Origin of the sequence: Microcoleus sp. MON1_C1, assembly GCF_036701945.1 — a bacterium.
In the GTDB taxonomy this organism is placed as follows: domain Bacteria; phylum Cyanobacteriota; class Cyanobacteriia; order Cyanobacteriales; family Microcoleaceae; genus Microcoleus.
In genome coordinates this window covers 1-20,262 of sequence record NZ_JAUBRO010000042.1, presented here as the reverse complement: position 1 = coordinate 20,262, position 20,262 = coordinate 1, and the positions used below count along the sequence as shown (strand labels likewise).

Here is a 20,262-nt window from a genome sequence, read left to right as displayed (position 1 = left end):
GCTCCTAGCTTGACAGTCGACAGCAGCAAGTCCCCTTCCGCTTATAAGTTCTCTGGAAAAATCAGCGGACAAGACGTAACGTTCGAGTATCAAAAAGGTCAAGCTTTAAAAGTTGGCTATACCGGAGATATTTCTCTAGCTGACCTATTGAAAACTGTTGGTGTGACCGACACCCAAGGAAGCGCGCTATTAACCGGCTCTATAACCGCTCCTAGCTTGACAGTCGACAGCAGCAAGTCCCCTTCCGCTTATAAGTTCTCTGGAAAAATCAGCGGACAAGACGTAACGTTCGAGTATCAAAAGGGTCAAGAGTTAAAAGTCGCCTATACCGGGGACGTGTCTCTAGCTGACCTGTTGAAAAAAGTGGGAATTAGCGTCGATAGCAAAATTGCTATTTTAAACCAATCTATATCCGGTGCCAGTTTAACAATTAGCAATTTCAGCAGCACCAATACCAGCTATAAACTCACGGGAAACATCAGTCAAAAACCGATTGTCTTGGACTTTTCCAAAGAACAAATTAAAATCACCTATGAGGGAGAGACATCGCTAGTTGATATCTTCAAAGGAGTTCCTGATGTAGAAACAATTGCGGCAAAGTTATCCGTACCCATAACCAATCCCAGCTTCGGAATAGGGAAACTTGATACCCCCAATAAAACTTATGAAATCTCTGGAATTGCCAACTTTAACAATGGCAATAACGGTCTCGCAGAATTTATTAACAAGAAACTGGGAATTCAACAATTAAACCTAACCACAAAGGTAGATTCAAACGGAGCCAGCCTCAAAGGAAAGTTTGAAACAGATATTTCGCTTTTTGGAGATAAAAACTCGCAGACAGACTTCAGTGCCACCCTCACCGGAGCCGCATTGGGATTAGCGGTTGATAAAAAGGCGAAACCCAGTTTTGGTATTGAGGGAAATATCCTCCTCAAAAACTACGATCCTTTCCAAAAAAATGAACCCCCTTTAACGCTTGTTGGCGGACTTAATTTAGATCCAACGTCACTCACAGCAAGCTTTCAACTAGGTTCAAATACGCCTTGGAAAGACCCCTTTGGTTTGCGTAACTCAGAACTCCGAAATTTATCGTTTCAGCTTGGCGGCACTTATGTAGCCCCCTACATTGATAATATTGGACTCAAGGCAGATTTAAAAGTGGGCGGTTTGGATGTCAACTCTGCTTTATTCATAGCTCCCAAAGCACCTGATAAATTTGGGATGGAATTAACCGTCTATCAACCAATTGGCTTAGTGGACATTTGGTCAGTGCCGCTTAGTGTTGCAGGAGTTGATAACTCAGGTTTTGTCGGAAAAACCAAGAACTTTTTGAAAGATGTCTTAGATGTTACTATTGTATCTATCGATGGCCCAGATGCAGGTACCGAGCTCGATCCTCTCATCAAGTTTGCGCCGGTGGAAACCACGTTTGCGAACACTACTATAACGCAAGGAATTGCAGTCAATGGCAAAGTAAATGCTTGGGGAAAAGAAGCTACTCTAAATCTCGCCGCAAATCCCTTCTCTAGCGCTCCAAGTTTAAGCGGAAGTTTGAAGATTCCTGAAATTGACTTAGGAATCTTGAAACTCACTGGGGGCAACGATTCTACATTAGATGTAGACCTGAAGTTAAACTCGAAAGAGCAATCATTAAAAGCCGATGCCGGTTTAGAAATTTTTGGCAAAAAAGTAGCCAACTTCGATCTGAGCCTTAGTAAAGACGAAATCAAACTCAAAAACTTTCAGTTGGGTTGGTCAAACGTTCTAGCAATTCAGCTAAATGACTTTACCTTGAATACCTCAAAGCTGAGCGGGTCAGCATCCGGTGGAATTAAGCTGTTTGGCATGGATATAGCCAGTGCAAAATTCTCTCTCAACAACGGCAATCTTTCTATATCGGGTAAGCTAGGGGTTAGTGTAAAAGGCTATAATTTTGGTATTGATGTTGGGTTCACTTTAGGAAAAGAAAATCGCATTCGTATGGATGTAGATTTCTTGAACAAACGGTACAATCTCGTTAATTTAGGGGTAGACCCGTTTGTTAATGAATTTAATAGTCTGGGTAGTTTAACGACTCAACTTGGCAACATTGTTTTGGGGGGTTTAGGCGACGCTGCTAACTATGCAAAAAACCTTTTGAACGAAGGTTTATCTGGAGTCAGCAAAGTAAACACCATAGTTGTTGGCGCCGCTTCAAATGTTTTGAAAAGCGCGAAGAATGTGTTTTCACGTATCTTCAACGGTCCCTTAGCAGATGCCACAGTCTTCATAGATACCAACGGCAACTTCCAACCGGACGAAGGCGAACTCCAAACTACCACCGACAATAACGGAGAATACAACTTTGACGAGTCGAAAATTGCTGCATTAGATGTCAACGGAGACGGAGAAGTTGACTCCAAAGAAGGACAAATAGTAGGGATTGGTGGCATAGACACAACCACCGGCCTGCCTGCAACATTACCCCTAATTTCTCAAGTCGGTTCGGCCACAGAAGCGACAACCACGACACCCTTAACCACCCTCCAAGCAGTTCTTTCAAGCCAAGGAATTGCGGCGGAACAAGTGGAAACTTTGCTCGAAAAAATCTCAGGACTTTCCTTAGCTTCCCTCTCTCAACCCTTAGACAACTTTGACCCCTACGCCGCCATTGGAAAAGATGACACCACCGGCATTAACATCGCTTCTGGTCACATCAAAGTAATGAACTTGTTGCTCAATGGCACAGCATTCCTCAAAGCGGCAAAATATCAGGAGTCAGATGCGGAAATTCAGGTGATTGTTGCCCTCGGTGAAGTATTGCAAAAGGTTGACACCTTTGACTTAAGCAAGGGCGATGACCTGCAAAAACTCTTTACTCAATTAACCGAAAAACACAATCTCTCTATTGCCAGCGAAGCTGTAAAAGCAGTCTCCGAATTTGTGGCCCAAAGCAACCACTTAGTTGACGACTTAGTAGGAAAGGCGCTGACTCGTTCTGTTTCAGACGTTCTACCCAGCATCAGCCCGATCAAAAAAGCGGTCTATAGCACCCTACCCGAAGTCACTCAACAGCTAATCGAAGGAAAAATTACTGCTCAAGAATCCCAAACTAAACTCCAGGAATTACTGAAGGCAGACACCTTCTTAGTGCAGTACGCACTGAACGAAAAGCGTACTGTGAAAGTAACCGCCAGCCCAACCATCACCGAAGGCGATAGCAATAGCCAAGGACAATTTACGATCGCGCTGGGTGAAGCTGCCCCCGCTCAAGGGCTGAAAATCCTCTACACCCTCTCCGGTACTGCCACTCTGGGACAAGATTACAGCAGCAATGGCGGTCAATTTGGGGAAATTAACATCGCACCCGGAGAAACTGAAGCTGTTATCGACCTCTCGGTGTTAGACGATACCCTCCCAGAAAAGCCGGAAGCCTTAACCCTCAACCTCAAATATGTCGGCACTGGCTACGCCCTCGACCCGGTGTATCAAACCGCCGTCCAGCAAATTGCCGATAACGACCAACAGAACAGCGCTAATAGCCAAAACGGGATGCGCCAAACCGGAACCTCCGGCAACGATACCCTCACCGGAGCCGAAGGCGACGACAATCTCTCTGGCAAGGAGGGTAACGATGTCCTGCAAGGACTGGCAGGTAACGACCAACTGACTGGCGGTGCTGGCAGCGATACCGTGCTAGGTGGAGAAGGCAACGATAAATTAGAAGGAAACTTCAGTGCAGACATCCTCCAAGGCAACGCCGGAGATGATGTGATGGCAGGCGGTGCAGAAAATGACACCCTGGAAGGAAATGAAGGAAACGACCAACTGCAAGGAAATGCCGGACATGACCAACTGAAAGGAAACACCGGAAACGACTTACTAGAAGGCGGTCTCGGCAACGATACCCTCGAGGGCAACGAAGAAAACGATTGGTTAGTGGGTGACGCGGGACAAGACATCCTCACCGGCGGTGCGGGTGTGGACTTACTCAATGGCGGAGACAGTGCCGATGTCTTCTACTTCAACGCACCCTCCGACGGCGGCGACTTAATCCTCGACTTTGACCCCATCCAAGGAGATAAAATTCAAATCTCCGCCACTGGGTTTAATACTAAATCCCTGGCCGACTTTAGCGTCCTAGCTGGGACTCTGGAATTCAAAGGACAAGAAATCGCGCTGATTCAAAACAACGGGCAAACCTACAATAACTTTCCCAACTTAGGTGAAATCCTTGAAATTGTAGACGCGCCTACAGGACAGCCTGCCGAGGCTGCAGCTGCGGCTGAAGTCCCCACTCAAACCACCCCCAGTGTGGTCAATCCCGATTTAGTAAAAAATCCAGAAAAGACGATTCTTGATGACATTATCAAGCGGGGTCAGATTAAACTCGGCACCTCTTCTTCTGGGTCAGAATTTGACTTTGAATTTGTCCGTACTTTGGCGGCAGCGTTATTTGGGGATGCTACCAAAGTAGAACGGGTAACAACCACGTTTGCAGAAGCCTTTGAACAGGTAGCGGATGGTAATGTAGACATCGCTGCTCAACGCTCTACCCACTACCTAGGACCGGATGCAGAGGATAACATCGATTTCAGTCCAATTTACTTCTACGATTACCAAGCGGTCGTCGTTCGCAAAGATAGCGGCATTGAGAATGCTTTAGACCTCCAGGACCGTACCATTGGCATTGAAGGCAGTAACTCATTAGACGATTTACAAAATCACTTAAGCCCTGAAGGAGTTAAGTTTACACCCAAATTGTTTGACACCCTTGAAGAAGTTGTCGCCGCCTACGATCGAGGTGAAATTGATGCCTACGCCACTGACCGCGCCCTGATTCTGGAGCGCCTCGCTGACCCAGAAAATCACCGTCTGTTAGACGTAGAATTCTCCAAAGAACCTATTGCCCTGGCCTTACCCCAAAATGACTCGCAATGGGCAGATGTAGTGCGCTGGGTTAATTACGTCCCGATTCAAGCGGAAGAATTTGGGATTAGCTCTGAAAACATTGACGAAATTATTGCCGCTAATACTGATAAGAATCCGAATAATGACTCCAGTCCTGCGATTCGTCGTTTCCTGGGCTTAGAAGGCGATTTAGGAGGTTCTCTGGGGCTTCCCAAGGACTTCGCAGTAAACGTTATCAAGCAAGTTGGCAACTACGCAGAAATATACGATCGGCACTTCCCTGGGGTAGAGCGCGATCGCAATCTCCTCTGGAATGAGGGAGGTTTGTTGTATTCTCCGCCTTTCTCTGGTACTAAGGTTGATGCGACTTTAATTGATAACGACGATCGCAACCTGCTGGCAGAAGTAGTGCAGCGCGGCACCCTGAAGCTAGGACTTCCCGGTAACAACCCCGGCTTTGCCGTGAAGCAAGCGAATGGCGAATATGTGGGCTTTGATGTTGACTTAGGACGTGCTATTGCTGCGGCTTTATTTGGCGATCGTACTAAGCTTGAAATTGAGGTTCAGTCGTTTAAGGATAGTTTCGCGAATACTGCTAATGGTGTGGTTGATTTCTCAGCAATGGGCCTAACTCAAAACCTGGTGCGCGATGCGAGTTTGGGTGTTGATTTTAGTCCGAGTTATCTTTACACCGGTCAAGGTGTTTTAGTTAGGGATAATAGCGGTATAAGTGTTTTACCGACTCTCAATGGTCGCCGAGTTGGTATTTTGGAGGGAGCAACTTCTTTACAAAATCTCCAAGATGCTTTAAGCAAATACGGGGGTACGTTTATCCCTGTTAAGTTTGCCACAAATGATGAAATCTTTGCAGCTTACGACAAAGGAGAAATAGATGCTGTCTCAACTGACCTGACTATTCTCAGTGCCCGAATTCCTACCTTATCCAATCCCGCACAGCATCGGATTCTTGATGAAGTTCTTTCTAAAGAACCTTTGGGCTTAATCACTGACGAAAATCAATCCGAGTGGGCAGATGTAGTACGCTGGGTTTATAATGCCTTAGTTCAAGCAGAAGAATATGGCATTACTTCAGGCAATATTGAGGAGTTAATCACCCAGAATACTGACGAAAACCCCGCCAATAACTCTAACTCCGAAATTCGACAATTCTTAGGGTTGGAAGGGAATATAGGTGAAGCCTTAGGTTTGCCCAATGACTTTGCGGTGAAGGCGATCGAAGCAGTAGGGAACTATGGAGAAATGTACGAACGTCATTTCAATTCCAACGTTCTCCGGCGCGACAGTAACGCACTTGCTGCTGACTTTGGCTTGCAGTATTCGCTGCCTTTTGCTGTTACGACTGCGAACAATACAGTCATGGGCACTGAAGGCAATGACTTACTCAATGGCAACTCCGGCGACAATTCCCTCAATGGTAATCAAGGGAACGATACTCTCTATGGCGGCAAAGGCAATGACTTCCTTTCAGGTGGCAAAGGCAATGACATTCTCTTTGGCGGTAAAGGAAGTGATACTCTCAATGGAGATTCGGGTGACGACTTGCTCAATGGTGGCAAAGGCAATGACATTCTCTTTGGCGGTAAAGGCAATGATACTCTCAATGGAGGTGCGGGTGACGACTTGCTCAATGGTGGCAAAGGAGGCGATACTTTTGTTTTAACACCTGGAAATGGAACTGATGCGATCGCAGATTTTACTATTGGCGAAGATTTATTAGGATTAGCAGGCGGGCTCAAATTTGAGCAGTTAACCATTACTCAAGGTACAGGCACTCAAGCCCGGGATACCCTGATCCGTCTTGCTAGCACTGGGGCAGTTTTAGCATCTCTGGCTGACTCATCAGCTAGTTCTATCACTCCGGCAATGTTCACTTTAAACTAATAACGAACTTTCAGCAAAAAGAAGGAACAATTTATTTAATCTTTGTTCCTTCTTTTCGAGTTTTCGATGTGTCAATCTACAGCTTGACTTCGATATCTACGCCGGCTGGCAAATCCAGTTTCATCAAAGCGTCAATTGTTTTAGCCGATGGCTGGTGAATGTCGATAATCCGTCGGTGCGTGCGGGTTTCAAAGTGTTCGCGAGAATCTTTGTCTACGTGGGGCGAGCGCAGCAAGCAGTAAATCCGCCGTTTTGTCGGTAGGGGAATCGGGCCGATCGCTGTGGCTGCTGTCCGATTTGCTGTATCTACAATTTTTTCGCAGGATGCGTCTAGAATTCGGCGATCGAAAGCTTTGAGGCGAATGCGAATTTTTTGTTGTTGAATTGTTGCCATTTTTGTTTCTTGAATTTTCGAGGTTCAGTTTGGTGTTTGTTGTCTGTTGTCTGTTGTCTGTTTGCAGTTGTTTTTGGGCTAACTGCTAACAGCAGACTTCTGAGTAATAACTAATCACTAAATAGCAGAAAAGCCTAATTAAATTTGGCGGCTTTTCTGCTATTTAAGCTGTTATCGGATTCCTACTTGAGGATTTTGGAAACAACGCCGGCGCCGACGGTGCGTCCGCCTTCGCGGATAGCGAAGCGCATTCCTTGTTCGATCGCGATCGGGTGAATCAGCTCAACAGTCATTTTGATCCGGTCACCAGGCATCACCATTTCTGCTTCACTACCGTCATCAGCGGTGAACTGTGCGATCGTGCCGGTCACGTCAGTGGTACGGACGTAGAATTGAGGGCGATATCCAGAGAAAAAGGGCGTGTGCCGGCCGCCTTCTTCCTTCTTGAGGATGTACACTTCAGATTCAAACTGAGTGTGAGGCATGATGCTTTTCGGCTTGGCAATCACCATTCCGCGTTCAATATCCGCCTTTAAAATCCCCCGCAGCAGTAGACCCACGTTATCGCCGGCCAAACCTTCCTCCAGAGACTTGGTGAACATTTCCACACCAGTCACCGTAGTGCTGCGAGTGTCCTTAAGACCCACCAATTCGACTGTTTCGCCGACTTTGATGGTTCCGCGCTCAATCCGGCCTGTGGCGACAGTACCCCGACCAGTAATCGAGAATACGTCTTCAACTGCCATCAAGAAAGGCTTGTCAACTTCGCGCTCTGGGGTGGGGATGTAAGCATCTACTTCTTCCATCAGCTTGTAAATTTTGTCAACCCACTCATTTTCGCCCTTTACAGTCTTGGGATTAGCAAGCATCGCTTCGAGAGCTTTCAATCCCGAACCTGTGACGATGGGGATGTCATCGCCCGGAAAATCGTAAGAGCTCAAAAGTTCGCGAACTTCCAGTTCTACCAATTCCAACAGTTCAGCATCATCCACCATGTCTTCTTTGTTCAAGAACACAACCAAGCTGGGAACGCCAACTTGCTTTGCCAGCAGGATGTGTTCGCGAGTTTGAGGCATGGGGCCGTCTGCTGCTGATACCACTAAGATCCCGCCGTCCATTTGAGCTGCACCGGTGATCATGTTTTTCACATAGTCAGCGTGTCCGGGGCAATCTACGTGGGCATAGTGCCGACCTGTGGTTTCGTATTCGACGTGAGCAGTATTAATCGTAATACCCCGTGCTTTTTCTTCTGGCGCGGCGTCGATGTCGGCGTAGTTCTTAGCCTTTGCTTGACCTAGTGCAGAGAGAGTCATCGTAATCGCGGCGGTCAAAGTTGTTTTGCCGTGGTCAACGTGACCGATCGTGCCGATGTTTACGTGGGGTTTATTCCGTTCAAATTTTGCGCGTGCCATTCTCGATTTGTTCCTTGTTTCTTTTAGCGATTTTAGATTTTAACATTTTAGATTTTAGACTTTGGATTTCATCCAAAATCCAAAATCTAAAATTCAAAATCGTTAGTTACCTTTGTTCTTAGCGATGATGGCTTCAGCCACATTTCGCGGCACTTCTTCGTAATGGCTGAATTCCATTGTGAAGATGCCCCGACCTTGGGTTTTCGAGCGGATGTCAGTGGCGTAGCCAAACATTTCTGCTAGTGGAACTTTTACAGAAACTTTGGCAATTCCCTGATCCGTCTCTTGACCCTCAATCTGACCCCGACGCGAGTTGAGGTCGCCGATGATGTTCCCGATGTAATCTTCGGGAACTTCCACCTCTACTTTCATCATAGGCTCTAGCAGCACAGGCGAAGCCTTCATCACGGCTTCTTTGATCGCCATTGAGCCGGCGATCTTAAATGCCATTTCCGAAGAGTCTACGTCGTGGAAAGACCCGTCTACCATAGTAGCTTTGAGGTCGATCACGGGATATCCTGCTACAATACCCGATTCGCAGGCTTCTTTCATCCCTTGTTCTGCCGGGCCGATGTACTCTTTCGGTACAGTGCCGCCGACAATTTTGGAGACAAATTCAAAGCCACTTCCGACTTCGGTAGGTTCTAGTTCGATCACGACGTGACCGTACTGACCTTTACCGCCGCTTTGGCGGATAAATTTACCTTCGGCGCGGACGGCTTTGCGAATGGTTTCGCGGTAGGCTACTTGCGGCTGACCCACGTTGGCTTCTACTTTGAATTCCCGCAGCATCCTGTCTACCAGGATTTCCAGGTGCAGTTCGCCCATGCCGGCGATGACTGTCTGGTTGGTTTCTGGGTCAACGTTGACTCGGAAGGTGGGGTCTTCTTCCGAGAGCGACTGGAGGGCTTTGGAGAGCTTCTCCATGTCTTGTTTGGTTTTGGGTTCGACAGCCACCGAGATGACTGGCTCTGGAATAAACAGAGATTCCAGAATCACTGGCGCTCCTTCTTCGCAGAGGGTGTCGCCGGTGAAGGTGTCTTTCAAACCCAAGGCTGCTCCCAAGTCTCCGGCCCGCAGTTCCTCAACTTCTATCCGATCGTCGGCTTTGAGGACAATTAAGCGAGAAACCCGCTCTTTTTTGTCCTTGGTGGAGTTGAGGACGTAGGTGCCTTTTTTGAGGATACCCGAGTAGACGCGAACGAAGGTCAGCCGGCCGTAGGGGTCAGCCATGATTTTGAATGCCAGGGCTGACAGGGGGGCGCTGTCGTCTGCAAATCGTTCTGCTGTGTCGCCGTTGGGGAGGAGTCCTTGAATTGGGGGAACTTCCAAGGGCGACGGCAGGTAGTCGATCACTGCATCCAACAAAAGCTGAACGCCTTTGTTTTTGAACGCCGAACCGCACAACATGGGGACGATCGTCCCAGATATCGCGCCAGTCCGCAAAGCTGCACGAATTTCGTCTTCCGTTAACTCTTCGCCTTCAAGGTATTTCTCCGTGAGGGCGTCGTTGGTTTCTGCTACCGACTCTATCAGCTTGGTGCGGTATTCTACGGCTAGATCCTTTACTTCATCGGGGATTTCTACTTCCTCGATGTCGGTTCCCGTGTCGTTGTTGTAGATATAGGCTTTCATTTGCACTAAGTCTACAATTCCCCGGAAGTTTTCTTCACTGCCGATCGGGATTTGGATGGGTACGGCGTTCGCTCTCATTCGATCGCGAATTTGGCCGTAGACTTTGTAGAAGTTTGCGCCCATCCGATCCATTTTGTTGACGAACACGATCCTCGGTACTTTGTACCGGTCGGCCTGTCGCCAAACTGTTTCGGATTGCGGCTGTACTCCCCCTACCGAGCAGAACACTGCGATCACTCCGTCGAGCACTCGCATCGAGCGTTCGACTTCGATCGTGAAGTCTACGTGTCCGGGAGTGTCGATGATGTTGATTTTGTAATCTTTCCAACTGGTGGTGATAGCAGCGGCAGTAATCGTAATTCCCCGCTCCCGCTCTTGCTCCATCCAGTCAGTGACTGCTGTTCCCTCGTGCACTTCACCCATTTTGTGAACCATGCCTGAATAGAACAGAATTCTTTCAGTTGTTGTTGTTTTGCCCGCGTCTATGTGGGCTGCGATGCCGATGTTGCGAGTTTTTTCTAGCGGGACGGTACGTGCCACAGCTACCTCCTTAATCTTGTGTTGCTGTTATAATACTATTATACTACACAGTAACCCTATTTTGCACTCCCCAGCGACTTACCAAAGTCTCGGGAGCTTATTGTTACATTTTAATATTTTTTGCAAAATTTGTTTACAAAAATATTAAGGATGCGACATGGAGGATTCCGAGAGTGCGTGAATTTTGAGTGCGTGAATTTTGATTTTGGGAGTCTTGAGTTTGCTTCATGAATCGCAATTGCACCCAGAGAAGCAATCTCAACACTCAAAACTTACACTTTCCAATTTCTCACCCGATGCTTTTATACCGCACGATCGCACTCTTCTCCATGCCCGATTTTGCAGTTAGTACCGGTAGTGAGCAAAAGCCTTGTTAGCTTCGGCCATTCGGTGTGTTTCTTCGCGCTTGCGAATAGCACTGCCTGTTTCGTTAGCTGCATCCATCAGTTCGTTGGCTAGCTTGGCGGCCATCGAACGGCCGGTGCGGGCGCGGGCAAATCTGATCAGCCAGCGAAGGGCGAGGGTGGTACCGCGATCGGAACGCACTTCCATCGGTACTTGGTAGGTGGCGCCACCTACCCGGCGGGCTTTGACTTCTACCAGGGGTGTAGCGTTTTTGACTGCTTTTTCAAACAAGTCTAACGGTTCGGCCCCTGTGCGTTCTTGGATGGTTTTGAGGGCGTCGTAGACGATGCTGGAGGCCACGGATTTTTTGCCGTGCTGCATGATCCGTCTCACCATCATGCTTACCAACCGGCTGTTGTAGGTTGGATCTGGCGGAACTGGACGTTTTTGAATAACTGTGCGGCGAGACATAGTTCTATTTGGGATTTTTGATTTTGAATGATTGAGTTTGGGGTTTTGGGATCAGATCTCGATCTATGACGATCGAGCGTGCAATTGATCGGCGCGATCGGATTTATTTTTGCTTCCCAACCCCGATGATCGGGCGAGTTCCGTCTTATTTTTTCTCTTTAGGACGCTTGGCCCCGTATTTGGAACGACCCTGCTTGCGGTCTTTCACCCCAGCGGTGTCTAATGTACCCCGAATGATGTGGTATCTAACTCCGGGCAAATCTTTTACCCGACCGCCCCGGATCATTACTACAGAGTGTTCTTGCAAGTTGTGACCGATCCCTGGGATGTAGGCGGTGACTTCAAAACCAGAGGTCAGCCGTACCCGAGCCACCTTCCGCAGCGCCGAGTTGGGTTTTTTCGGGGTGGTCGTGTACACTCTGGTGCAAACTCCGCGGCGCTGGGGGCAACTCTTGAGAGCTGGCGATTTGGTTTTTTTCTGCGTTTGTTCCCGTGCTGAACGGATGAGTTGCTGAATAGTGGGCATGAGTTACGGCATTTCTAGCTTTTTGCTGAATATAGTGATTTGGCGGTATCCGCACTGAAAGTCCCTTCCCCTCTGGGGGGACGGGATGAATGAAAATAATTATGGGTAAGTGAGGATACCAGACTCTATATTGTACACGACGCGAGTTTCTTTGGCAAGAAATTTGCGCGACCCGCGCTCAAACTTCCTTCCTTGCTGCAAGTTGGGAGGGGGCGAGCGCAACGGGAGAATGGTATGTGACATCCTATAATTTAGGCGCAACTATGATGATTGTCACAGCCGTCAGCAAAATTTATGAAGATCGCCCTATCGCTTTTTCGATCAAATTACCATTGTTAGGAGAGGCGCATTAACTCCAGCCTGCGATCGCATCACAGTCTATAGCCGATCTACATCACATAAACTTATCTAAAATTGCCGGACAATAAGAAATATACATTGAGTTGACTGCAGATGACAACCAAAGCTTATATTCCTGAATATAAAATTTCCGAACTTTACTTGAACATTTGGAAATCCGGTAAGATCGATCGGACTGTGTTCCAGCAAATTCAATACGCAATTAATTCTCACAGTTTAAAAAGTTCAGAGGAGCGAAAAATTGTCAGCAGGCTACTGTATGCAGTACGGCGGGGATGGGTGTCAGTGATGGACTGAGTTGCTTGGGAGTTTTGACTCAGGGCGCAAGATTGCTTAGTGACTCCCCGGGCGTAGCTGCGTCAAATAGTTTTGAGATTGCCACCCACAGAGCACAACACACAGGGGGTGCATGAGTTGTGAGTTCAAATCTCATCCATAAAATTAGAGGACTCCCAAATAGATGCACCGCTCTTGAAAGGCAATATTAAGGTAAAAGGATAGCGTATGTTTAATTCTACAGAACTGCTGATCGAGGCTTTCATCGAACAACTTCAGAACGGGTACAGCCGCACTTACGGAGGCTACAAATCTGACTATGCTGACATTATTGCCTGGGTGGGGGCAATGGCGTTAGAAAACATCGCTAACAGCGACGCTCTTTATCACAATGTAGAGCACGCCATTTGCATTAGCTTAGTCGGTCAAGAAATCTTGCGGGGAAAACACATTCGCAAGGGCGGAGTTTCCTGCGAAGATTGGCTGCACTTCATCATTTCTTTGCTGTGCCAAGACATCGGATATGTCAAAGGAGTTTGCCGGCAAGACCAAGAATCAGAAGGATTGTATGCTACTGGAAAAGATGGCATGAGAATTGCACTTGCTCCCGGTGCAACAGCGGCTAGCTTAGCTCCTTACCGAGTTGACAGAGCTAAATTGTTCATTGACGAGCGCTTCGGCAACCACAAGCTAATTAATGCTGAGATAATTAAGCAGAACATAGAACAGACTCGTTTCTCGGTGCTTGACGGTAACACTGACGAGGAGGCAGTTAATTACTCTAGTTTAGTGCGCGGTGCTGACTTGATAGGTCAGCTCAGCAACCCGCAATATTTGCAGAAAATTGGCGCGCTGTTTTACGAGTTGGAAGAAAGCGGTGCTACTAAACTTTTGGGCTATCGGCATCCGGGCGACTTGCTGCAAAGCTACTCTAAGTTTTACTGGAGCGGCATTTATCCTCACATCAGTGAATCTCTCGGTTACTTGCAGTTGACGCAAGAAGGTAAACAGATTGTTGCTAGTTTGTACGCTAACATATTTCGGATGGAACACCAACGTTGCGATTCTGAGGTTGCTTGACGGAAGGGGAAGGGAAAGGCGACAATTTTTGAATGCGTGACATTGCTTTTCTAATAATTGCTTCGCTAACATTCCTTAACATTCCTTCCCATGCTATTAAGCAGAAGGGAGTTTGAATGCGTGAGATTGCTTTCCTAAGAATCACTTCGCTATCATTCCTGGCAACGCTATTGCCGTACCTGAGTTCAAGAGTTACCAATTACCAATTACCGAAGTGTATTTCATCCAACTCAACTAATTTTTTCATCAATTTCTGAATGATATCTGGGACACAACCAATTGCTGGGTACCAAAGAAGGCCATCCCTCCCGCAGCGCTTCCAAACAAACAGCTCGCACAGTTAATTGACAGTCAAGCAGTTCGACCCCAGCTTTTTAAACTTGCTTTTTGCCAATTCTTAAAATGGATTCATCGCTAAATTCAAAGGTTTTGTGACACTGAATGCAAACCAGGTGGTGGTGGTGGTGCAATTCGGGAAAATTTAGTTCGTAATGTTTGTGTCCTTCTGCTAATTCTAGTTCACGCAAAATTCCAATTCTTGCTAATAAATGCAGGGTTCGGTAGACAGTAGACAAGCCTATTCGTTCTCCTTTATTCTGCAAAGTTCTGTATAACTCTTCCGCACTTAAATGATTGCCTTGTGGCAGATTTTGAAAGACACTCAAAATAGTTTCTCGCTGGGGAGTCAGGCGGCAGCCTCTCTGGTTCAGTTCGACTTTGAGTGAGTTAGCACTGTATAAATTCATGTGGCAAAAAATAAAAAACTTGAACGAGGCTTCTAGGGGATTATCTGTTATTTATTCGCGCTCTTTTGTAGATTCTCCTAAAGTGTATTTTCCGTGATAATCCATCTAATTCTAGACTTCCCCTTTAGTTAAGGGTAATCAGCTAGCCATCTATCCCCCTTGCTAAAAGTGGAACTAAAAAAGTAGTTTTCGGTATTTATGCGTAATTTTTGTGAAGTTTTTAGCAATGTTGCTGATAAGCATTGGTAAAACAAGTTTTAGGGTCAAAGTCAGTGCAACCGATCGCATCTTCACTAAAAGCAACGCACGGGCGCACTGTAAATTTGAGGCGGTAGTCCGTCGTAAAAAAATCCCCATAACAATGAATTGGATACAAGCGCTTGATTTGATGCGCTCCTTCTGGCAATGTTACGGACAGACTCCACAAAAATAATCAAAGTGGCGATACATAAATTTTAGAAAAAGACAGTCATACGGTTATTGTCTCAAGGTTGACCGAAATCTGAACGGCGTTTGTAGGGAAAAAATAGGAATTGCACCATCGATTTTCTGTGTGTAACTGCGCTGTAACAGCGACGAAAGGTTTTCAGCAAGTCGGCGGATGAAAGTCTGTTTCGCAATTCCTAATTCTCCGGGCTAGGGATCGACCGATGTCAACCGCAAGCAGAGTATTTAATTGACAAAACCTCGAACAATGGCATCTATAGGAGAAATATTTTCTAGCAGCAAATAGCCGAGAAAAGCTGCAGAGGTGTCACCGATGACAAAACCACTCGGGAATAAACTCCCATCTTCGGGAGTTTTATGCCAATAGAATGACTTGTCTTTTTCCAGATTGGGGCGATCGCCAACACAAAGGGCGAGCGACAAAATCCAAATCAATGCCAGCGTCGTCAGCAAACCCGTCAGCCGTGTCAACCCTTTTTCCTGCAACCGAATCAACACAGCAACTGCTCCTACTAGGGAATATCCGTCACCTAAACTCATAAACCACCCAAATACATAGCTTTGGGTACCAACAAGAAGGTAGCGACACCCAGCAAAACTAGGCTGATGCCCAAGAGGGTGGTCATTTTGTCTGCGTCTTCCCATGTGTAGCCAAAGAAAGAAGTTCTTGCTTCGAGGGTTGCTGGCCCTTTGAGGGAGTGAAAGATGTCGCCGAAGCCTAGAAAGGCTGAGCTGATTAGGTGAATCGCCCTAACGGCGAAGAAGGATTTTTTTGCCATGCTGGTCACGGCCATTTACCTCTTGAGAAAGATGTCAGGGGAGTTTTAAGCGATAGCAGGTTATTGATATAGATAATCAACAATTTTAGTAGTTTCGTCAAGGGGTATTTGAGAAAAATTTTCACTGATTTGAGTTCAGGTATGTAAATCAGTAGGAAAAAACATCGCCCTATCACGATTATGACTGTTTTTGGCGCTTGAGCGGAGTTTGGTCTCTCGTTAGCAAAAATAGCAGCTAAAGGAATACTTCTAAATTTATTGATAAATAATATTATTAAAGAGTATTATGGCTAGAGTATTGTTTGAGTAGCTATCCAATCCTCTGGGAAAAGACAAGGTGGGAAAAGAAATCCGGTACTTTCCTATGGACAAGCTTCTCTAAAAGTACGGTTAGAGGGGGGTGCGCCATTGTTTTTTCCGAATCAAGAGAGTTAATGCCTATTTGTTGACATATTCATCTCAAACTCCAAACAACCAAGCCTGAGAGCAAATGCTCTCAGGCTTTTCTAGCGGAATTTTTAACTGCTTGTTGCATCTGGCGCGCTAGCTCAAGCAGAGGATTTGGTTTCTTCAGCTACTTGCTCGTTGTTGGGCAACTCCAGGCAATAACCGGCCCCGTATACGGTTTTGATGTACCGAGGATGGCGGGGATCGGGTTCCATCTTGGTTCTCAGGTGTCTGATGTGTACACGAATAGTTTCGATGTCGTCGTCGGGGTCGTAACCCCACACTTCTTTGAGAATTTCGCTGGGAGAAACTGTCTGACCGTGGCGCTGAAGCAAGCAGTGCAGCAACTCAAACTCTAGGTGGGTCAGTTTGACTGTCTGAGCGTACCAAACAGCTTCAAACCTTTCGGGGACCAGGGTCAGCGGGCCGTAATTCAGAATTTCGGAGTGTTTGGCAGCTTGGGGGATGCGGTCTGTGCGCCTTAGTAGAGCTCGCACTCGGGCTAGCATCTCTTCTAGTTCAAAGGGTTTGGTCAGGTAGTCGTCGGCGCCGGAGTTGAAGCCTTCTACTTTGTCTTGAGTTTGACTTAAGGCTGTCAACATCAAGACCGGAATGTCTGAGGTGCGCTCGTCACGCCGCAAACGCTGACATACGGTGAATCCGTCTACTCTAGGCAGCATGAGGTCTAGCATGATCAGGTCGGGGAGCAGTTGTATGGCTAGTGCCTGACCTTTGATGCCGTCTTCTGCCTGGGTGACTTCATAGCCAGCCATTTCAAGGTTGACGGCTACGAGTTCGGCGATCGCCGCGTCATCATCAATAACAAGTATCCGGGGCATCATTATTTATCTCACCGCTAACCGAATGGCAGATCCTACAGCCTTCTGGGGGTTCCAGGTAACTTTAACGAACAATTTTTTAATTTTAAGCTTCATGTAAGGATTATAAGGTTGATTAAGAACTTTCGGGACTCTGTAAATATTCTTGTACTAATTATAAGCCCTAAGAGCACATATCAGAAAACTGTTGACCAAAAATCTTGCTGGGGGCAGATTTTTTGTCGGCAAGAACAGCCTTAACTTTTGCAGCGTGCGCCTGGGGCTTCACAGCATCGCCCTAACGGTAGTCCGCGTTTTGCATAACCCTGTCAACCGTTAACTGTAAATTTTTTAAGTTAGTTAATTTTGCTTATAAAATTTTTGTGTTTTTTGAGGGGGTAGGGTTTGCTTTGTTGGGGGATTGACGGTATTATTAAATAATATTAATATAAGTATTTATAAAGTAAATAAACAATAATGCAATCATTAAATGATATCATATAAAAGTAAAATAATCAATTCCGCAACCTGACAATTTTTGGTCAATTTTTTGCCTGTGGTGCTAATTGTTGTCTCGCTCTGGAATCAGCCAAACAACCGATAACAACCGCTTGCATACCTACTGAGGGCGAGTTTGCGATCGATCTGGCTGAGTATTTTTGTTGGGAAGAGTCGCCTTAGATCCTAATTTTTGGAAATAAAGACCGCCGATGGTGGCTAAGAATATTGTGTAAGCCGCTGCTTGGACGAGATAAAGTCGATCTCTGTATCCAAACAGTGCTTTGAGAAGCACTCCTGGAAATTGTCCATCGGGCAAAATTTCCGCTGCATTCCACACCATAGGCCCTAAAATACAAGAGTGGACTGGTGCGAGGCGATCGTAATAAACACAAATCGCTGCATACTTGCTATTCATCTGCGACAAAATCCCAGCGGCTTGGTCAAAATGTTTGAGTGCAGATACTGCCAAACCTGCCACGATTAACAGCAACAAAATCCCCATAAACTTGAAAAACAGGCGGATATCAATTTTGACACCCCACTTGAACAGTAGCGCGCCAATGATTGCCGCCCCAGTCAAACCGCCCAAAGCTCCCAAAGCGGGACTCAAACCTTGTTGAAACTGAGCGCTGACAAATATAACTGTTTCAAAACCTTCGCGCAGTACCGCAATAAAAATTAAGCCAAATACGCCCCAGCCGGCATTGCTATTCTCTGTCAAAGCTGCTGTAACGGCTCCTTCAACTTCAGCTTTTAGAAAGCGCGCTTGCTGAGTCATCCAAATTAGCATCCAGCTTAGCATTGCGATCGCCACAATTCCCAACACGCCCTCTAATAGCTGTTTAATTACTGGTGCGTAAGCCTGCTCGGATGTGGATAGTGCTGCGAGCAATCCATTGAATAAAACACCCACCAAACCGCTCGCAGCAATGCCGGCTGCGACACCTGTATAAACCCAAGAATTCAGGTGACTTTGCTCGGCTTTTTTGAGGCAAGCTAGTACAATTCCGACGACTAAGGCGGCTTCTACGCCTTCGCGCAGGGTAATTACAAAAGTCGGTACCGCTTCACTAAAATTCATTTTTTATAATTATGGGGCATGGGGGAGAGTGCATTGGTCACTGGTCATTGGAAATAACAACTAACTCATAAGCAATAACCAATAACCAATAACAACTAACTAATCATTAAATCAACTATAATCACGCAGCATTTTTTTCAGTTCTACTTGGTGCAATTCTTCTTGCCCAATTAGATTGCGGGCATATTCTTCCAAATAAACGCTGGAGCCGCCCACGACTTCAAGTAAAGATTTATACTTTTTCAGCGCTTTTTTCTCGTGATTTAAACTTTCTTCCAACAAGTCTTTCACCGAGTGTTTGTAGGTTTCTTCGATGGGAGCAATTTTCTGACTGGGATGCCCCTCTAAACCGGTGAGAATTTCTCCTGCTTGTTGGGCGTGGAGTAAGGATTCCGTTGCTTGTGCTTTAAAAAACTGCACGATGGGAATCCGGTTTGGCCCTGTCACCATTAGTGAATAGTGGGTGTAGCGCACGACACCTGCTAGTTCCCATTCCATGATGGTGCATAGCAGTTCCTGGGTTTTTTTGTCGTCAAGTTCTTTCATTGGTTGTTTTAGATGTAGAATGCCTTAGAGGGCGCTGTTTATAATATCACATTTAAGTTAAAAATGAAAGATAAGGTGCGGATGGCGCACCTTACCGGATATAGATGTTGTATGTGAGTTAGGGGTTAACTTCTAAGGTTCCAGTAGGAGCAAACACTACAGTAAACTTAGCGACTGGTGGTGCATTGTTGCTGCTAGTTTCGAGAGATTTGAGCAGATTTGGCAAAGGAGTTTCTTGGGTGTAATCCTTGGCTGGTTGATTGAGCGGCTCGAAATGGGCGATCGCCCCATCTTGACTTGTACTGACTCGATACACTAGATTTTGATTGAACGTAGCGCTAGTTTGCCAACTTCCATCGATGCGATCGTAGACTTTCAGAGCTAGCTCATCTAGTTTTAGCGATTTTTTTTCTCTAAAATTGCGTCGCCATAGTTCCACAAAATCCACGCACAAGCTACTGTTAAAGGCAATGTAAACAGTACGCTAAATTCGTGATATTCCATCAAAACGTACTGCGCTAGAGGAGAGTTTTCTTTCAGCGCTGCTCTAGCTCCGGCGAAATCTATGCCTGCTCGATACCGCATATAAGCCCAATTGCCAGTAGCAATGGCCAAAAAACTCAAAAGAGTTGAGCAAAAGGCTAATGTACGCATTTACGGCACGATTTTAGGGACACCCCGCAACAATGGAAATGCTAGATGTCCTGTATAAACCATTACCACTAATGTCAACATTGCACCCATGCCGTGAATAGTTCCCATCTACTGCTGCCAAGGGCTCGGATGCAATAAGTTAACTAAAGGTAAAAACAGAAATAAACCAGCAGATAAAAAGCTCAGCCCGTAGATGGAAACTTGAGCGATATCTAACTGTTTGGGAAATTCAGAGGCCACTAAATCGGTAGTTGAGTCTTGGGTTGAGCGCTGCACCACTGGCAAACCTCCTGTAGGTTGCCCGGAAAATTACTTGATAATAAGTGCATTAGTATAGCAATTCCATTTGAGATGTAAATATGGATTTCTCTGGTAAAATAGGAAAGTTTGATAATAAATGAAAGGGAAG

The 20,262-nt window shown here is 46.3% G+C and carries 17 protein-coding genes and 1 pseudogene; 3 read left to right on the top strand and 15 right to left on the bottom strand.

Features of this window, described 5'->3' with window-relative positions; all coding sequences use genetic code 11:
- The first annotated feature begins 9 nt into the window (after nt 1-9).
- Nucleotides 10-6,795 carry a transporter substrate-binding domain-containing protein gene (locus QUA62_RS21650; RefSeq protein ID WP_333406596.1) on the top strand — a complete coding sequence of 2,262 codons (6,786 nt, stop codon included), beginning with the start codon at nt 10-12 and terminating at the stop codon, nt 6,793-6,795.
- Nucleotides 6,796-6,871: 76 nt separating this feature from the next.
- Here QUA62_RS21650 and rpsJ read toward each other — a convergent pair whose 3' ends face one another.
- The 6 genes from rpsJ to QUA62_RS21620 form a co-directional block, all read right to left on the bottom strand.
- A complete protein-coding gene (gene rpsJ, locus QUA62_RS21645) occupies nt 6,872-7,189 on the bottom strand; it encodes a 30S ribosomal protein S10 (RefSeq protein ID WP_006632193.1) in 318 nt (105 codons plus the stop codon).
- Nucleotides 7,190-7,371: 182 nt separating this feature from the next.
- A complete protein-coding gene (gene tuf, locus QUA62_RS21640) occupies nt 7,372-8,601 on the bottom strand; it encodes an elongation factor Tu (RefSeq protein WP_190660866.1) in 1,230 nt (409 codons plus the stop codon).
- 102 nt (nt 8,602-8,703) lie between these two features.
- Nucleotides 8,704-10,776, bottom strand: coding sequence for an elongation factor G (fusA, locus tag QUA62_RS21635; protein WP_333406593.1), 2,073 nt, complete (start codon nt 10,774-10,776; stop codon nt 8,704-8,706).
- 345 nt (nt 10,777-11,121) lie between these two features.
- Nucleotides 11,122-11,592 carry a 30S ribosomal protein S7 gene (rpsG, locus tag QUA62_RS21630; protein ID WP_006632196.1) on the bottom strand — a complete coding sequence of 157 codons (471 nt, stop codon included), beginning with the start codon at nt 11,590-11,592 and terminating at the stop codon, nt 11,122-11,124.
- Between the two features lie 145 nt (nt 11,593-11,737).
- Nucleotides 11,738-12,118: a 30S ribosomal protein S12 gene (rpsL, locus tag QUA62_RS21625; RefSeq protein WP_006632197.1), complete on the bottom strand. Its 381-nt coding sequence runs from the start codon at nt 12,116-12,118 to the stop codon at nt 11,738-11,740.
- 99 nt (nt 12,119-12,217) lie between these two features.
- The gene (locus QUA62_RS21620) at nt 12,218-12,361 is read right to left on the bottom strand and encodes a hypothetical protein (RefSeq protein WP_242724593.1); all 144 of its coding nucleotides are present in this window, start codon (nt 12,359-12,361) and stop codon (nt 12,218-12,220) included.
- Nucleotides 12,362-12,571: 210 nt separating this feature from the next.
- On the opposite strand from QUA62_RS21620, the gene QUA62_RS21615 reads away from it, so the two are divergent.
- Complete coding sequence (locus QUA62_RS21615; RefSeq protein WP_015174049.1) at nt 12,572-12,775, top strand: hypothetical protein; 204 nt, start codon at nt 12,572-12,574, stop codon at nt 12,773-12,775.
- Between the two features lie 207 nt (nt 12,776-12,982).
- Nucleotides 12,983-13,834, top strand: coding sequence for an Npun_R2479 family HD domain-containing metalloprotein (locus QUA62_RS21610; RefSeq protein WP_006632199.1), 852 nt, complete (start codon nt 12,983-12,985; stop codon nt 13,832-13,834).
- A 230-nt stretch (nt 13,835-14,064) separates the two neighbouring features.
- Here QUA62_RS21610 and QUA62_RS21605 read toward each other — a convergent pair.
- The 9 genes and pseudogenes from QUA62_RS21605 to QUA62_RS21565 form a co-directional block, all read right to left on the bottom strand.
- Nucleotides 14,065-14,580 (bottom strand): annotated as a pseudogene (locus tag QUA62_RS21605) (Fur family transcriptional regulator).
- A 672-nt stretch (nt 14,581-15,252) separates the two neighbouring features.
- Nucleotides 15,253-15,567 carry a photosystem I reaction center subunit XI gene (locus tag QUA62_RS21600; RefSeq protein ID WP_333406591.1) on the bottom strand — a complete coding sequence of 105 codons (315 nt, stop codon included), beginning with the start codon at nt 15,565-15,567 and terminating at the stop codon, nt 15,253-15,255.
- Nucleotides 15,564-15,821: a hypothetical protein gene (locus QUA62_RS21595; RefSeq protein WP_333406589.1), complete on the bottom strand. Its 258-nt coding sequence runs from the start codon at nt 15,819-15,821 to the stop codon at nt 15,564-15,566. The genes QUA62_RS21600 and QUA62_RS21595 overlap by 4 nt, the downstream gene beginning before the upstream one ends.
- 533 nt (nt 15,822-16,354) lie before the next feature.
- Entirely contained in the window at nt 16,355-17,092 is a 738-nt protein-coding gene (locus QUA62_RS21590; RefSeq protein ID WP_039886887.1) for a response regulator transcription factor, read from the bottom strand.
- Between the two features lie 598 nt (nt 17,093-17,690).
- The gene (locus QUA62_RS21585; RefSeq protein ID WP_333406587.1) at nt 17,691-18,653 is read right to left on the bottom strand and encodes an FTR1 family protein; all 963 of its coding nucleotides are present in this window, start codon (nt 18,651-18,653) and stop codon (nt 17,691-17,693) included.
- 111 nt (nt 18,654-18,764) lie between these two features.
- Nucleotides 18,765-19,199, bottom strand: a complete 435-nt coding sequence (locus QUA62_RS21580; RefSeq protein WP_006632205.1) for a ferritin-like domain-containing protein — start codon at nt 19,197-19,199, stop codon at nt 18,765-18,767.
- A 118-nt stretch (nt 19,200-19,317) separates the two neighbouring features.
- Entirely contained in the window at nt 19,318-19,638 is a 321-nt protein-coding gene (locus QUA62_RS21575) for a hypothetical protein (RefSeq protein WP_333406585.1), read from the bottom strand.
- Nucleotides 19,596-19,853, bottom strand: a complete 258-nt coding sequence (locus tag QUA62_RS21570; protein ID WP_333406583.1) for a hypothetical protein — start codon at nt 19,851-19,853, stop codon at nt 19,596-19,598. Before QUA62_RS21570 ends, QUA62_RS21575 begins: the two co-directional genes overlap by 43 nt.
- A 108-nt stretch (nt 19,854-19,961) precedes the next feature.
- On the bottom strand, nt 19,962-20,132 hold the full coding sequence (locus QUA62_RS21565) for a hypothetical protein (protein WP_333406581.1): 171 nt from the start codon (nt 20,130-20,132) through the stop codon (nt 19,962-19,964).
- Nucleotides 20,133-20,262 lie beyond the last annotated feature (130 nt).

Excerpts from the sequence above, each read along its gene's own strand:
- rpsJ (WP_006632193.1), bottom strand. The coding sequence starts at position 7,189 with ATGGCAACAATTCAACAACAAAAAATTCGCATTCGCCTCAAAGCTTTC.
- tuf (WP_190660866.1), bottom strand. The coding sequence starts at position 8,601 with ATGGCACGCGCAAAATTTGAACGGAATAAACCCCACGTAAACATCGGC.
- rpsG (WP_006632196.1), bottom strand. The coding sequence starts at position 11,592 with ATGTCTCGCCGCACAGTTATTCAAAAACGTCCAGTTCCGCCAGATCCA.
- rpsL (WP_006632197.1), bottom strand. The coding sequence starts at position 12,118 with ATGCCCACTATTCAGCAACTCATCCGTTCAGCACGGGAACAAACGCAG.
- QUA62_RS21620 (WP_242724593.1), bottom strand. The coding sequence starts at position 12,361 with ATGTCACATACCATTCTCCCGTTGCGCTCGCCCCCTCCCAACTTGCAG.
- QUA62_RS21615 (WP_015174049.1), top strand. The coding sequence starts at position 12,572 with ATGACAACCAAAGCTTATATTCCTGAATATAAAATTTCCGAACTTTAC.
- QUA62_RS21610 (WP_006632199.1), top strand. The coding sequence starts at position 12,983 with ATGTTTAATTCTACAGAACTGCTGATCGAGGCTTTCATCGAACAACTT.
- QUA62_RS21600 (WP_333406591.1), bottom strand. The coding sequence starts at position 15,567 with ATGAGTTTAGGTGACGGATATTCCCTAGTAGGAGCAGTTGCTGTGTTG.
- QUA62_RS21595 (WP_333406589.1), bottom strand. The coding sequence starts at position 15,821 with ATGGCCGTGACCAGCATGGCAAAAAAATCCTTCTTCGCCGTTAGGGCG.
- QUA62_RS21590 (WP_039886887.1), bottom strand. The coding sequence starts at position 17,092 with ATGCCCCGGATACTTGTTATTGATGATGACGCGGCGATCGCCGAACTC.
- QUA62_RS21585 (WP_333406587.1), bottom strand. The coding sequence starts at position 18,653 with ATGAATTTTAGTGAAGCGGTACCGACTTTTGTAATTACCCTGCGCGAA.
- QUA62_RS21580 (WP_006632205.1), bottom strand. The coding sequence starts at position 19,199 with ATGAAAGAACTTGACGACAAAAAAACCCAGGAACTGCTATGCACCATC.
- QUA62_RS21570 (WP_333406583.1), bottom strand. The coding sequence starts at position 19,853 with ATGCGTACATTAGCCTTTTGCTCAACTCTTTTGAGTTTTTTGGCCATT.